Below are 13,904 nucleotides of genomic sequence, written 5' to 3'. Positions count from 1 at the left end.
GAGCAAACGAGTCTAGGTTACCTTTTATTCTGCATAACAGGGATTTAGATGTCGAAAAATTAAAATGGATTTATATAGATGAACTAGGGAGGGAATGAAATGCTGCAACTCATGAAGCTAGAAATGAAGAAATGTAAGCTTGGGTGGTATGTGAAGGGTGCGATTATTGCAAATATAGTGATGGTTGCGCTTTTGTTTTTTGTAGGCTATGTGTCACAAATCGAAGGGGATTTAGAACTAAGAAATCCTCAAATGATGCTTTTAATGGCTAGTACAATGGTGAGAGGAACATTTATTGTCTTTGCAGGAGTATTAATTGCAAAATTAGTAATTGAAGAATATAAAAACAAAACAATATTGCTCATGTTTTCGTATCCGATTAATCGAAAAAAAATCATCGCTAGTAAGTTATTAATTACAGCAATGCTAACCTTTATAACAGTTGTATTATCTAACATTTTTGTAGTAAGTGTTTTCTTTACGTTAAATAGCTATATGATAGTTATTCCGAATACAATAACGACAGATGCGTTGATTCAAGAATGTATAAAAGTGGTTCCTTTTGCCATTGCAGCTGCAGGAACAAGTTTAATTCCGTTATACTTTGGTATGCGTAAATATTCTGTACCAACAACAATTCTTTCTTCCTTAGTTGTTGTGGCAATTGCATGTCAAAGCCAACCAGAGTTTTCACTAGCGACCTTTCTCCCACTTCAATTCGTGCTTGCAGCTATTGGTATTATAATTGCTTATTATGGAATTAAAAATATTGAGAACGAGGATCTAGCAGCGTGACCAGAAGAAGTAAAAAAAGAGTTAGCATGATGCTAGCTCTTTTTTTACTTCTATGTTTTAGCCTTATTACTTTGTAATTTTAGAGTGTTGACTTAAATACTCCTGAAGAAATGTCAAAGTGGTTCGGTCCTTTATATTCGCTAATAAAGTAATCGGTGTATAGAAAATAGTTTCACATGAAACAAGTTACAGAAAAAGACAAGGTATTTAGTCTCCTTGTCTTTTTTGTTACTACATTTCGGGAGCCTCCATATCAGCAGCATCCCACTCTTCTTTTGTAGGTCCATAAATACTCGGAACTTTTAAGCTAGCTTGGCGCATTAAGACGGTCATTTGACCGCGGTGGTGGTTTTGATGGTTAATGAGAGTCATTAAAAACAGAGAATTTGGCATGGGATGTCCAAAGAAATCGTTAATTGTTGTTAAATCTTGATCAGTCCACTGCGTTTGAATCGCTTCAATAAAAGATGCATTTACTTTACGGTAATTTTCTGCAATGGTCTTTGCGGAAGTTGGTACAGGAGAATCTTTTGTTTCCCCATCAAATTGTAAGCCTGTCCCTGATAGCATCACAGGAATCGCAGTGACGATATGCCAAGCAACTTTGCCTAAAGTCCAATGGCCAGGTGCAATCTCTTGCGATAATGATTCATCAGTTAATGCATCCAACACTCTTTGTGTAGAATCAGCCTCATATTTCCATGTTCTTAAAAACCCCTCAATTGTTTGGTACATGTTATCCCTCCCATGGTTACATTCATATGGTAAATTCGTGAAAGGAGGAGGTTTTTCCTTTCGCGAATTTTTAAGCTAGTACATATAGGATGAGTTTATAAGTGAATAGTTGAATAAAAGTCAGAATATTATGATTGTAACACTGTTATGACTATAATATAATGAAAACAATCATCATGAATGGACATTCATTTTATTTTTGTAAGAACAGGAAGGAGGAATAAGGATGGAAAAACCTTGGCTAAAAAATTATCCAAAGGAAATTCCACATACAATTTCTTATGAGATGCAGCCGCTCCATGTATATTTACAGCAGATGTCTTCTAGGTACCCAGAAAAGAAAGCGCTTCATTTTTTAGGGAAAGATATTACATTTGCAGAGTTAGATCGTAAGGTGAGACGATTTGCAAATTACCTGAAAAGGCTTGGTGTGAAAAAAGGTGACCGAGTGGCGATTATGTTACCAAATTGTCCGCAAGCTGTGATTGGATATTATGGTACGTTACTTGTAGGTGGTATAGTGGTACAAACAAATCCCCTTTATACAGAGAGGGAGTTAGAATATCAGCTCCATGATTCTGGGGCGAAAGTTATTCTTTGTGTTGACCTAGTTTTCCCGAAAGTCACCAATATTCAGTCTGCTACAAAGGTGGAGCATGTTATTGTAACCCGCATTGCTGACTTTTTGCCATTTCCAAAAAATTTGCTCTATCCATTTGTACAAAAGAAGCAAAGCAATCTTGTTGTGACAGTAACGGAAAGTGATACGATTCATGTTTGGAAATCGGTAGAAAAAGAAAGTGATGAAATGGTAGAAGTGCCGTGTGACCCTGAAAATGATTTAGCACTCTTACAATATACGGGAGGTACAACAGGTTTTCCAAAAGGAGTTATGCTCACGCATAAAAATCTTGTATCGAATACGTTGATGGGCGTGCATTGGTTATATAACTGCACGGAGGGAGAAGAAGTCATTCTTGGTGTTCTTCCGTTTTTCCATGTGTATGGGATGACAGCTGTAATGAATTTAGCCATTATGCAAGGGTATAAAATGGTGCTTGTTCCGAAGTTTGATATGAAAATGGTGTTTGAAGCAATTAAAAAACATAAAGTTACACTATTTCCAGGGGCTCCGACAATTTATATTGCCCTTTTAAATAGCCCGCTTCTTAAGGAATATGATATTTCTTCCATTCGCGCTTGTATTAGTGGTTCTGCACCGCTTCCAGTAGAGGTGCAAGAGCAATTTGAAAAGATTACAGGTGGTAAGTTAGTAGAAGGATATGGATTGACAGAGTCATCTCCAGTCACACATGGTAATTTTTTATGGGAAAAGCGTGTGCCAGGAAGTATTGGTGTTCCGTGGCCAGACACAGATGCATGCATTATGTCGCTTGAAACGGGAGAAGCTTTACCTTCAGGTGAAATTGGTGAAATCGTTGTAAAAGGTCCTCAAATAATGAAGGGATATTGGAATAAACCAGAGGAAACCGCAGCAGTATTACAAGACGGTTGGCTACACACTGGCGATGTTGGTTATATGGATGAAGATGGATTTTTCTATGTAAAAGATCGTAAGAAAGATATGATTGTTGCTAGTGGTTTTAATGTATATCCGCGTGAAGTTGAAGAAGTGCTTTATGAGCACGAAAAGGTGCAGGAAGTGGTTGTTATTGGTGTTCCGGATCTGTACCGCGGTGAGACTGTAAAAGCTTTCGTTGTTTTAAAAGAAGGTGAAGTTTGTTCTGAAGAAGAGTTGGATCAGTTTGCTCGTAAATATTTAGCAGCTTATAAAGTTCCGAAAATATATGAGTTCCGGAGTGATTTACCAAAGACAACTGTTGGGAAGATTTTACGCCGTGTCCTTATAGAAGAAGAGCAGAAAAAGAAAGAGGATGAGCAAACGGGCTAAGGCCCTTTCTTTTTGAAAATATAGGATTGACAATTATTGAAATAGTCAGTATTATTAAAATAATGAATGACCACTCATTCAGTCAGTCATCTGCTTGAAGGGGACAGTAAAGTGAAAAAAAACAGACCAAAATATAATCAAATTATTGATGCTGCGGTTATTGTAATCGCAGAGAATGGATATCATCAGGCGCAAGTTTCTAGAATTGCGAAGCAGGCTGGGGTAGCTGATGGAACCATTTATTTATATTTTAAAAATAAAGAAGATATATTAATTTCCTTATTCCAAGAGAAGATGGGAGAATTTATTGAAACAATTCGTCAAAAAACAGCAGGAATTGAGAGCGCTGTAGAGAAGTTATTTATGTTGGTAGAAACGCACTTCTTGCTGTTGTCACAAAATGATCCTCTTGCTATCGTTACACAACTAGAGCTCAGACAATCCAACCAAGAACTACGCCTCAAAATAAATGAAGTATTAAAAGGATACTTACAAGTCATCGATGAGATTTTAGAAACGGGTATAAGGCAAGGCGAATTTCAAACGGATTTAAATGTCCGTGTGGCAAGACAAATGATCTTTGGAACAGTAGATGAAGTTGTGACCAATTGGGTAATGAGCGATCATAAATATGATTTGGTCGCACTTTCAAAAACGGTGCATGGGCTGCTTATTTCAGCTTGTGGTCATCGTTAATAATGGGGAGGGATCATGTTGAAGTTCCTATCTGTAACAGTCGAAGATCATATCGCAGTGGCGAAATTAAATCATCCGCCAGCTAACGCTATGTCTTCACAAGTTATGCACGACGTTACTGAATTAATTGATCAAGTCGAAAAGGATGATAATGTCCGCGTTATCGTTCTTCATGGCGAAGGGCGCTTCTTCTCAGCAGGAGCAGATATTAAAGAATTTACTTCTGTTGAGGAAGCGAAGCAAGCAACCGAGTTAGCACAGCTTGGACAAGTTACTTTTGAGCGTGTAGAAAAATGCTCAAAACCAGTCATTGCGGCAATTCATGGAGCGGCACTTGGCGGTGGCCTTGAATTCGCTATGTCTTGCCACATGCGATTTGTAACTGAAAGTGCAAAGCTTGGTTTGCCAGAGTTAACACTTGGATTGATTCCTGGTTTTGCAGGAACGCAGCGTTTACCTCGTTATGTTGGTAAAGCAAAGGCTTGCGAGATGATGCTAACAAGTACACCGATTACAGGTATACAGGCATTAGAGTGGGGACTTGTTAATGGTGTATTTTCCGAAGAGTCGCTTTTAGAGGATACGCTTCAAATCGCAAAACAAATCGCCGTGAAAAGTCCGGCGACAATTCGTGCTGTGTTAGAGTTACTGCAAACAACAAAATCATCTCATTACTATGAAGGTGTACAGCGTGAGGCACAAATCTTTGGTGAAGTGTTTACAAGTGAAGATGGAAGAGAAGGTGTAGCAGCTTTTTTAGAAAAGCGTAAACCTTCATTTAGTGGTAGGTAGTCCAATTATTTTTTTAATATAAATTAACAGAATATTAAAATTGACGGAATCTTTCTGAAAAACAAGGGGGTAAATGGAATGAACATCTACGTACTCATGAAACGAACATTTGATACAGAAGAAAAAATCGTAATTAAAAACGGTGCAATTTATGATGGCGAAGCGGAATTCATCATCAACCCTTACGATGAATATGCGATTGAAGAAGCAATTCAAGTAAGAGATGCACAAGGCGGTGAAATTACAGTTGTAACAGTTGGCGGTGAAGAAAGCGAAAAAGAACTTCGCACTGCGCTAGCGATGGGCTGTGATAAAGCGGTATTAATTAATATTGAAGATGATGTTGAAAATGGGGACCAATTTACAACAGCAAAAGTGCTTGCTGAGTATTTAAAAGATAAAGAAGTCGATTTAATCTTAGGTGGAAACGTAGCGATTGATGGCGCATCTGGACAAGTTGGACCACGTGTAGCTGAAGCGTTAAATATTCCATACGTAACAACAATTACAAAGCTTGAAATTGACGGTACAAACGTGAAGATTGAGCGCGATGTTGAAGGGGATACAGAAGTGATTGAAACGTCACTACCGCTTTTAGTAACAGCGCAGCAAGGCTTAAATGAACCACGTTATCCATCACTTCCAGGAATTATGAAAGCGAAGAAAAAACCGCTTGAGGAATTAGAATTAGATGATCTAGATTTAGAGGAAGATGATGTGGAGGCAAAAACAAAAACAATTGAAATTTATTTACCTCCTAAGAAAGATGCAGGAAAAGTGTTACAAGGCGAGCTGCAAGATCAAGTAAAAGAACTTGTATCGTTGCTCCATACAGAAGCGAAAGTAATCTAATAAAATACGAAATTATATATGCAGGAGGGAAAATCTATGGCTCGTAAAGTATTAGTAATGGGTGAAGTTCGTGACGGATCACTACGTAACGTTTCATTTGAAGCGGTAGCAGCAGCAAAAACAATTGCAGAAGGCGGTGAAGTGGTTGGCCTTCTAGTTGGAGAAAGCGTTGCTTCTTTTGCAAATGAATTGATTCATTACGGTGCAGATCGCGTTGTGACAGTTGAAAGTGATAAATTAAAATCATATACATCTGACGGCTATGCACAAGCATTTTTAGCTGTGTATGGTGAAGAAAAGCCAGAAGGTATCGTATTTGGACATACGGCACTTGGTAAAGATTTATCACCAAAGCTGGCTGCAAAACTTGAAGCAGGTCTTGTTTCTGACGTGACTGCATTAGAAGTTGCGGGTGATAATGTTGTCTTCACTCGTCCAATTTACTCTGGTAAAGCATTCGAGAAGAAAATTGTAACAGATGGTATTCTGTTTGCGACAGTGCGTCCAAATAACATCGCGCCGCTTGAAAAAGATGAGTCCCGTACTGGTGATGTATCTTCTATTACAGTTGATGTAAAAGATTTACGTACAATCATTCAAGATGTTGTGCGTAAAACAGCAGCAGGTGTTGATCTTTCAGAAGCGAAAGTCATTATCGCTGGCGGACGTGGAGTGAAAAGTGAAGACGGATTTAAACCGTTACAAGAACTAGCAGATGTGCTAGGCGGTGCTATTGGAGCATCCCGTGGTGCTTGTGACGCAGAATACTGCGATTACTCATTACAAATTGGGCAAACAGGTAAAGTTGTTACGCCAGATTTATATATTGCATGTGGTATTTCTGGTGCGATTCAGCATTTAGCAGGTATGTCTAACTCTAAAGTAATCGTTGCAATTAACAAAGACCCAGAAGCAAGTATCTTCAAAGTAGCTGATTATGGTATTGTCGGTGATTTATTTGAAGTTGTGCCTCTTTTAACAGAGGAGTTTAAAAAGTTAAAAGTACATTCATGATTTGAGTACCCTTGAGTTCCAAGTGAAGTACCCCTATATATAGAAAAGGTGAGAGATCCCCTGTCTCTCACCTTTTAGCATGTGATCTGTATTTTTGTATAGTATAAAGAAACATTTTTTTGTTACAATACATAACGATACATAATATTCGCCACGTATATAAGATAATGATATACTCTTGGTAGAATATACTTGAAGGAGGAAACAAAATGGCAATTGTAAACGCAACTGACCAAAACTTCGCAGCTGAAACAAGCGAAGGTATTGTATTATTAGATTTCTGGGCACCATGGTGTGGACCTTGTAAAATGATCGCTCCTGTATTAGAGGAAATCGATGCAGAATTAGGCGAGAAAGTAAAAGTAGTAAAAGTAGACGTTGATGAAAACCAAGAAACTGCTCGTCAATTTGAAGTAATGAGCATTCCATCTCTTTTCGTATTAAAAGATGGTAAAGTGGTTGATCAAGCGTTAGGTTACAAACCAAAAGAAGCGTTAGTAGAATTAGTTTCTAAACACTTCTAAAATAAAAAAGCTGCCACGGGGCAGCTTTTTGTCTTTGTTAGATGATAATGATGCCTGTAAAAGCCGTATTGGTAAGGGTTAATAATGAGTAGAAGGTGAATGGGTTTGTTTAGATGGAGAGAATAAGCTTAGTTAATCAAACCATCTTTGATGCATTTCTTTTAAAAAGGTTTCAGTAATTTTAAATCCAGACCCCTCTCCTATAACAGAGTCGATACCACAATAGGGACAAACTGCTGTATCATTATCATCCCACCATTCAGTAATTGTATTTGGGTTAAAAATGTTCAAGCAATAAAAACAACCGCATATAATGTCCTTTTCTAAATAAATTTTATTACGAGAACAGAAACGATGTGCGTTCTCAAAATATTTCTCCATTGGTAACCTCCTTCTTCTGCTTTTCTTTCATGTACAAATAGTTTGCATAACATACATAATCAAAGGTTAAAAAGATAAATCAAAAATTCTATTTTGTTAGTTTAACATGAAAATCGATAGCGAAAATCTACTTGAAAGTTAAAAATACGTATAATGTTTTCCTTTTTTTCTGCTTTCCGTTACAATAAAAGAACGTATGTTGGGTATTTCGAACAGTGTATGTTTTTGTTTGAAAGCAACAATGATAAACATGTAGAAACGGGGGGTTATGAGTGCACGAGCATTTAAAAGAAAAATTAGCGATTTTACCAGATCAACCAGGTTGTTATTTAATGAAAGATAAGCAAGGGACAGTGATATATGTCGGGAAGGCGAAGGTGTTAAAAAATCGTGTGCGCTCGTATTTTACTGGTTCGCATGATGGAAAAACACTCCGTCTTGTTGGGGAAATTGTTGATTTTGAATATATTGTGACCTCATCGAATCTAGAGGCGCTTATTTTAGAATTAAATTTAATAAAAAAATATGATCCAAAATATAATATTCAATTAAAAGATGATAAGACATATCCATTTATTAAAATTACAGCTGAGACACAGCCTCGCTTGCTTATTACGAGAAATGTAAAGAAGGATAAAGGAAAGTATTTTGGTCCATATCCAAATGCGCAGTCAGCTTATGAAACAAAAAAGCTGCTAGATCGCATGTATCCGCTTCGCAAGTGTACAAATATGCCAGACAAGGTTTGTTTATATTATCATATGGATCAATGCTTAGCACCTTGTGTAAAAGAAGTAACAGAGGATCAAAATAAAGAAATTGTTGATGAAATCATCAAGTTTTTAAATGGCGGGCAGAAAGAGGTTCGCTCAGAATTAGAAACGAAAATGTATGAGGCATCAGAGAAATTAGAGTTTGAACGGGCAAAAGAACTGCGAGATCAAATTGCTCATATCGATGCGATTATGGAAAAACAGAAGATGATTATGAGCGACTTAGTTGATCGTGATGTATTTGGTTATGCAGTTGATAAAGGATGGATGTGTGTACAAGTTTTCTTTGTTCGAAAAGGAAAGTTAATTGAACGGGATGTTTCCATGTTTCCGATTTACGATGAGCCTGAAGAAGGATTTTTAACCTTTATCGGGCAATTTTATGAAAAAAGTAGTCACTTTAAGCCGAAAGAAATTGTCGTACCAGGAAGTATCGATTCTGAATTAGTAGAGCGTTTTTTAGAAGTAGAGGCAACGCAGCCAAAACGTGGCAAGAAAAAAGAACTTGTTGAGTTAGCGAATAAGAACGCGAAAATTGCTTTACAAGAGAAGTTTTATTTAATTGAACGTGATGAAGAGCGGACAATTAAGGCTGTTGAAAATTTAGGCGAGCAGCTTAATATTGAAACACCATATCGTATTGAGGCATTTGATAATTCAAATATTCAAGGGACGAATCCAGTTTCAGCGATGATTGTATTTATTGATGGAAAACCAGCGAAAAAGGAATATCGGAAATATAAAATAAAAACGGTTCAAGGACCAGATGATTATGAATCGATGCGAGAAGTGGTAAGGCGCCGTTATACACGCGCGTTAAAAGAAAGTTTACCATTGCCGGATCTAATTGTGATTGATGGCGGGAAAGGGCACCTTGCAGCGGCAAGTGACGTCCTTGAAAATGAGCTCGGGTTGTATATTCCAATGGCTGGACTTGTTAAAGATGATAAACACCGGACATCACATTTAATCATTGGAGATCCGCCTGAACCAGTGATGCTGGAAAGGAATAGTCAAGAATTTTACTTATTGCAGCGTATTCAAGACGAAGTGCACCGATTTGCAATTACATTTCATCGTCAGCTTCACGGAAAATCAGTGATTCAATCCGCATTAGATGATATTCCTGGAGTTGGAGAAAAGCGAAAAAAAGTATTGTTAAAACATTTTGGCTCGTTAAAAAAAATGAAAGAAGCTTCTGTGCCGGAATTTGTCGAAGCCGGAATGCCGCAAAATGTGGCAGAGACCATTTATTCCTATCTAACGAATAAGAAGACATTGTAGTTTACAATGTCTCCTATTTTTTAGTATAATTTCAGAAGATTAAAAATTATTATAAGTGAATGAATATACATAAATGTAACAGTCAACTAAACCTATATGTATAGTTGACTGTTACTATAGATTCTACGCTTCAACGAGATCTTTTATGTCCCATTTGACAAGAAATGTAATAGAATCCGAGCGTTTCTTTTGTTCTTCGTATGACTCTGCAATAACGTTTCGTTGTTTTTGAATTTGTTCTGCAATAAAGCCGGCTTCTAATTGATAAGACGAATGTCTTTTTTGTTTTTGACGCTCTTTAATAAGCGGGCTTGTTAGCTGGAAGTGCATTTCGCGGCGTTTATGCTCGATAATGTTTAAAGTGCCCCAGCCTGCTTTTTCAAAAAAGTGAATGACTTCTTCAATTGATTCTAATTGGTATTTTCGTGCTAAGTTTCTGCCAGCCCAGTATAAGATGTCATCTAAGTCTTTACCAATTAAGTCAGGTAATAATTCTTCACGCAGCAATTCATAAGCGAAGGCGTTCAATGAAACATCTTGTAAAGATTCTATATCGACTGTATTTTTGCTCACAATATTCCCCTCTTTCTATAGGGATTATTATATAACATTTCTCATTTATAAAAACAGAACTTTCTTTAGGAAAATCTGAATATATAGGAAGAAAAAAAGAAATAGCAAATTATATGCAATTTATGTATACGTTTTCTTGACGCTTCGACAAAAATAGGAGTAAAATGAACTTGGTATCAGATTATGCTGAAATATTTTGAATAATTTTTTCAGTTTTTCTTATAGCAATAGTGAAAAAATATTATTGCTATAAACTAATACTGAAAGCAGCAGTTAAACACTCAAGGGGGGTAATGGGGACATGAAAGGCCGCGAGTATACATTTCGCAAGTGGCACTCATTAATGGGGGTCATTCCGGTTGGTGTCTTTTTGACGCAACATTTAGTAGTAAACAACTTTGCAACAAGAGGAGCAGAGGCTTTTAACAAAGCTGCACATTTTATGGAGCTCCTTCCATTCCGGTATGCGCTAGAAATTTTCATCATCTTTTTACCAATACTGTACCATGCTATATATGGACTATATATTGCATTTACAGCTAAGAATAATGCGGCATCTTACGGTTATTTCCGTAACTGGATGTTCGTATTCCAACGAATTTCAGGTGTCATCACGCTTATTTTCTTATCTTGGCACATTTGGGAAACACGCATTCAAGCTGCAATGGGACAACAGGTAAATTATGATATGATGGCAGGTATTTTAAGTAATCCAGCTATGTTTGGCTTCTATTTAGTTGGGGTTGTATCAACAATTTTCCACTTTGCTAATGGATTATGGACATTCTGCATTAGCTGGGGAATTACAGTATCGCCACGTTCACAACGTATCTCTACTTATGTAACATTGGCTATTTTCTTAGGTTTATCTTATGTAGGTGTGAGTGCATTATTAGCGTTCATCGATCCACAGCTAGCAAATCAGTAAGGAGTGGGAGAGCATGAAAGGGAAACTTATAGTAGTCGGCGGTGGCTTAGCCGGCTTGATGGCAACGATTAAGGCAGCAGAAGCAGGAGTAAATGTAGAACTATTTTCTTTAGTACCAGTAAAACGTTCACATTCTGTTTGTGCGCAGGGTGGTATTAACGGGGCCGTAAATACGAAAGGTGAAGGGGATTCTCCATGGATCCACTTTGATGATACAATTTATGGTGGCGATTTCTTAGCGAATCAACCACCAGTTAAAGCAATGTGTGAAGCAGCGCCTGGTATTATTCATTTAATGGACCGTATGGGTGTTATGTTTAACCGTACAGAAGAAGGACTTCTTGACTTCCGTCGCTTCGGAGGAACACAACATCACCGTACAGCATTTGCTGGTGCGACAACTGGTCAACAATTATTGTACGCATTAGATGAGCAAGTACGTCGTCATGAAGTAGCAGGACTTGTAACGAAATATGAAGGTTGGGATTTCTTACGTGCTGTTATCGATGATGAAGGCGTATGCCACGGAATCGTTGCGCAAGACTTGCAAACTATGGAGATTAAGAGTTTCCAAGCGGATGCCGTAATTATGGCAACAGGGGGCCCTGGTATCATCTTTGGAAAATCGACAAACTCTATTATCAATACAGGTACAGCAGCATCTGCTGTATATCAACAAGGTGCATATTATGCAAATGGTGAGTTCATTCAAATTCATCCGACTGCAATTCCTGGGGACGATAAGTTACGTCTTATGAGTGAATCTGCACGTGGTGAAGGTGGACGCGTTTGGACGTATAAAGACGGTAAACCATGGTACTTCTTAGAAGAGAAATATCCTGCATACGGAAACCTTGTACCTCGTGATATCGCAACACGTGAAATTTTTGATGTTTGTGTAGAGCAAAAGCTAGGTATTAACGGTGAAAACATGGTATATCTAGACCTTTCTCATAAAGATCCGAAAGAACTAGATATTAAACTTGGTGGAATTATTGAAATCTATGAAAAGTTCACAGGTGATGATCCTCGTAAACTACCAATGAAAATCTTCCCAGCTGTTCATTACTCAATGGGTGGATTATGGGTTGATTATAAGCAAATGACAAGTATTCCAGGATTGTTTGCAGCTGGTGAGTGTGATTATTCAATGCATGGCGGTAACAGACTAGGTGCTAACTCATTACTTTCAGCGATTTATGGCGGAATGGTAGCGGGACCAAATGCAATTGAATACATGAAAGGACTTTCAAAATCATCTGATGCTGTTTCATCTGCTGTATATGAGCAAAATGAATTAATCGAAACAGAGAAATTTAACAATATTTTAACGTTAGATGGTAATGAAAATGCGTATGTTCTTCATAAAGAGCTTGGAGAATGGATGACAGATAACGTAACAGTAGTTCGTGAAAATAAAAAACTATTAGAAACAGATGATAAAATTCAAGAGTTAATGGAGCGTTATAAACGCATTAACATTAACGATACGGCAAAATGGAGTAACCAAGGTGCTTCATTTACACGTCAACTTGCAAACATGTTTGAATTGGCTCGTGTTATTACAATTGGTGCATATAACCGTAATGAAAGCCGCGGTGCGCATTATAAACCAGAATTCCCAAATCGTGATGATGCGAACTTCTTAAAAACTACTATGGCGAAATTTGAGGGAGAAGGAAATGCACCAGCATTCCATTATGAAGATGTTGATACTTCATTAATTAAACCACGTAAACGTGACTATTCTTCAAAACATGACGTAGCTGCTAAGAATGAAGAGAAGGGGGATAAACAACATGTCTGAGAAAACAATCCGCCTTATTATTACGAGACAAGATGGACCAGATGCACAGCCATATGATCAAGAATTCGAAATTCCATATCGTCCAAATATGAATATCATTTCGGCTCTTATGGAAATTCGTCGTAATCCTGTTGATGCAAAAGGAACTCATACGACTCCTGTTGCCTGGGATATGAACTGCTTAGAAGAAGTATGTGGTGCGTGTTCTATGGTGATTAACGGTAAACCACGTCAATCGTGTACAGCGCTTATTGATAAGTTAGAACAGCCAGTTCGCTTAAAGCCGATGAAGACATTCCCGGTTGTACGTGATTTACAAGTTGACCGTAGTCGCATGTTCAATGCATTAAAACGTGTGAAGGCTTGGATTCCAATTGATGGTACGTATGATTTAGGACCAGGACCAAGAATGCCAGAGAAAAAGCGTCAATGGGCGTATGAACTTTCAAAATGTATGACATGTGGTGTTTGCTTAGAATCATGTCCAAACGTAAATAGTAAATCTGATTTCATTGGACCAGCACCGCTTTCACAAGCACGCTTATTTAACTCACATCCAACTGGTGAAATGCATAAAGCAGATCGCTTACGTGCAATTATGGGTGATGGTGGACTTGCAAACTGTGGTAACTCACAAAACTGTGTACAATCATGTCCAAAAGGTATTCCATTAACAACATCAATTGCGGCATTAAACCGTGATACAACGATTCAATCGTTCAAAGACTTCTTTGGTAGCGACAATAACTATTAATAAATATTGCCTCTTCGATTCGAAGGGGCAATATTTATATATAAATCCATTTTAATTTTTCGGCCTTTAAATCCCTGCTATGCA

Annotated in this window: 14 protein-coding genes; 11 read left to right on the top strand and 3 right to left on the bottom strand. The window is 37.6% G+C overall.

The features are described 5' to 3' along the window. Positions 1-99 precede the first annotated feature (99 nt). A complete protein-coding gene (locus V7183_RS08130) occupies positions 100-795 on the top strand; it encodes an ABC transporter permease (RefSeq protein ID WP_335359167.1) in 696 nt (231 codons plus the stop codon). Positions 796-1,026: 231 nt separating this feature from the next. On the opposite strand, the gene V7183_RS08125 is transcribed toward V7183_RS08130, so the two are convergent. Continuing rightward, positions 1,027-1,530, bottom strand: coding sequence for a DinB family protein (locus V7183_RS08125; RefSeq protein WP_335359166.1), 504 nt, complete (start codon positions 1,528-1,530; stop codon positions 1,027-1,029). Between the two features lie 226 nt (positions 1,531-1,756). Between V7183_RS08125 and V7183_RS08120 the strand changes: the two genes are divergently transcribed. From V7183_RS08120 to trxA, 6 genes are all read left to right on the top strand, one after another. Beyond that, a complete protein-coding gene (locus V7183_RS08120; protein WP_335359165.1) occupies positions 1,757-3,442 on the top strand; it encodes a long-chain-fatty-acid--CoA ligase in 1,686 nt (561 codons plus the stop codon). 111 nt (positions 3,443-3,553) lie between these two features. After that, the gene (locus V7183_RS08115; protein WP_438825161.1) at positions 3,554-4,138 is read left to right on the top strand and encodes a TetR/AcrR family transcriptional regulator; all 585 of its coding nucleotides are present in this window, start codon (positions 3,554-3,556) and stop codon (positions 4,136-4,138) included. Between the two features lie 15 nt (positions 4,139-4,153). Next, positions 4,154-4,930, top strand: coding sequence for an enoyl-CoA hydratase (locus V7183_RS08110; protein ID WP_097898336.1), 777 nt, complete (start codon positions 4,154-4,156; stop codon positions 4,928-4,930). Positions 4,931-5,008: 78 nt separating this feature from the next. After that, positions 5,009-5,782: an electron transfer flavoprotein subunit beta gene (gene etfB, locus V7183_RS08105; RefSeq protein ID WP_097898335.1), complete on the top strand. Its 774-nt coding sequence runs from the start codon at positions 5,009-5,011 to the stop codon at positions 5,780-5,782. Between the two features lie 36 nt (positions 5,783-5,818). After that, positions 5,819-6,796: an electron transfer flavoprotein subunit alpha gene (gene etfA / locus V7183_RS08100; protein WP_335359164.1), complete on the top strand. Its 978-nt coding sequence runs from the start codon at positions 5,819-5,821 to the stop codon at positions 6,794-6,796. 209 nt (positions 6,797-7,005) lie between these two features. Further along, positions 7,006-7,320, top strand: a complete 315-nt coding sequence (gene trxA / locus V7183_RS08095) for a thioredoxin (RefSeq protein WP_097898333.1) — start codon at positions 7,006-7,008, stop codon at positions 7,318-7,320. Between the two features lie 132 nt (positions 7,321-7,452). Here trxA and V7183_RS08090 read toward each other — a convergent pair whose 3' ends face one another. Then, positions 7,453-7,701 carry a cytoplasmic protein gene (locus V7183_RS08090; RefSeq protein ID WP_335359163.1) on the bottom strand — a complete coding sequence of 83 codons (249 nt, stop codon included), beginning with the start codon at positions 7,699-7,701 and terminating at the stop codon, positions 7,453-7,455. Between the two features lie 272 nt (positions 7,702-7,973). Between V7183_RS08090 and uvrC the strand changes: the two genes are divergently transcribed. Then, positions 7,974-9,758, top strand: a complete 1,785-nt coding sequence (gene uvrC, locus V7183_RS08085) for an excinuclease ABC subunit C (protein WP_335359162.1) — start codon at positions 7,974-7,976, stop codon at positions 9,756-9,758. 123 nt (positions 9,759-9,881) lie between these two features. On the opposite strand, the gene V7183_RS08080 is transcribed toward uvrC, so the two are convergent. After that, entirely contained in the window at positions 9,882-10,331 is a 450-nt protein-coding gene (locus V7183_RS08080) for a YslB family protein (RefSeq protein ID WP_335359161.1), read from the bottom strand. 301 nt (positions 10,332-10,632) lie between these two features. Between V7183_RS08080 and V7183_RS08075 the strand changes: the two genes are divergently transcribed. Genes V7183_RS08075 through sdhB form a run of 3 tightly spaced genes read left to right on the top strand, consistent with a single transcriptional unit; the run spans position 10,633 to position 13,820 of the window. Further along, positions 10,633-11,259, top strand: a complete 627-nt coding sequence (locus V7183_RS08075) for a succinate dehydrogenase cytochrome b558 subunit (protein ID WP_335359160.1) — start codon at positions 10,633-10,635, stop codon at positions 11,257-11,259. Between the two features lie 13 nt (positions 11,260-11,272). Next, positions 11,273-13,066, top strand: coding sequence for a succinate dehydrogenase flavoprotein subunit (gene sdhA / locus V7183_RS08070; RefSeq protein ID WP_335359159.1), 1,794 nt, complete (start codon positions 11,273-11,275; stop codon positions 13,064-13,066). Next, the gene (gene sdhB / locus V7183_RS08065) at positions 13,059-13,820 is read left to right on the top strand and encodes a succinate dehydrogenase iron-sulfur subunit (protein ID WP_097898327.1); all 762 of its coding nucleotides are present in this window, start codon (positions 13,059-13,061) and stop codon (positions 13,818-13,820) included. The genes sdhA and sdhB overlap by 8 nt, the downstream gene beginning before the upstream one ends. Positions 13,821-13,904 lie beyond the last annotated feature (84 nt).

The organism is Bacillus sp. JJ1127 (assembly GCF_036965845.1).
Lineage (GTDB): Bacteria > Bacillota > Bacilli > Bacillales > Bacillaceae_G > Bacillus_A.
The sequence above is the reverse complement of the archived record's forward strand: the minus strand, read 5'-3'. Positions and strand labels throughout refer to the sequence as shown.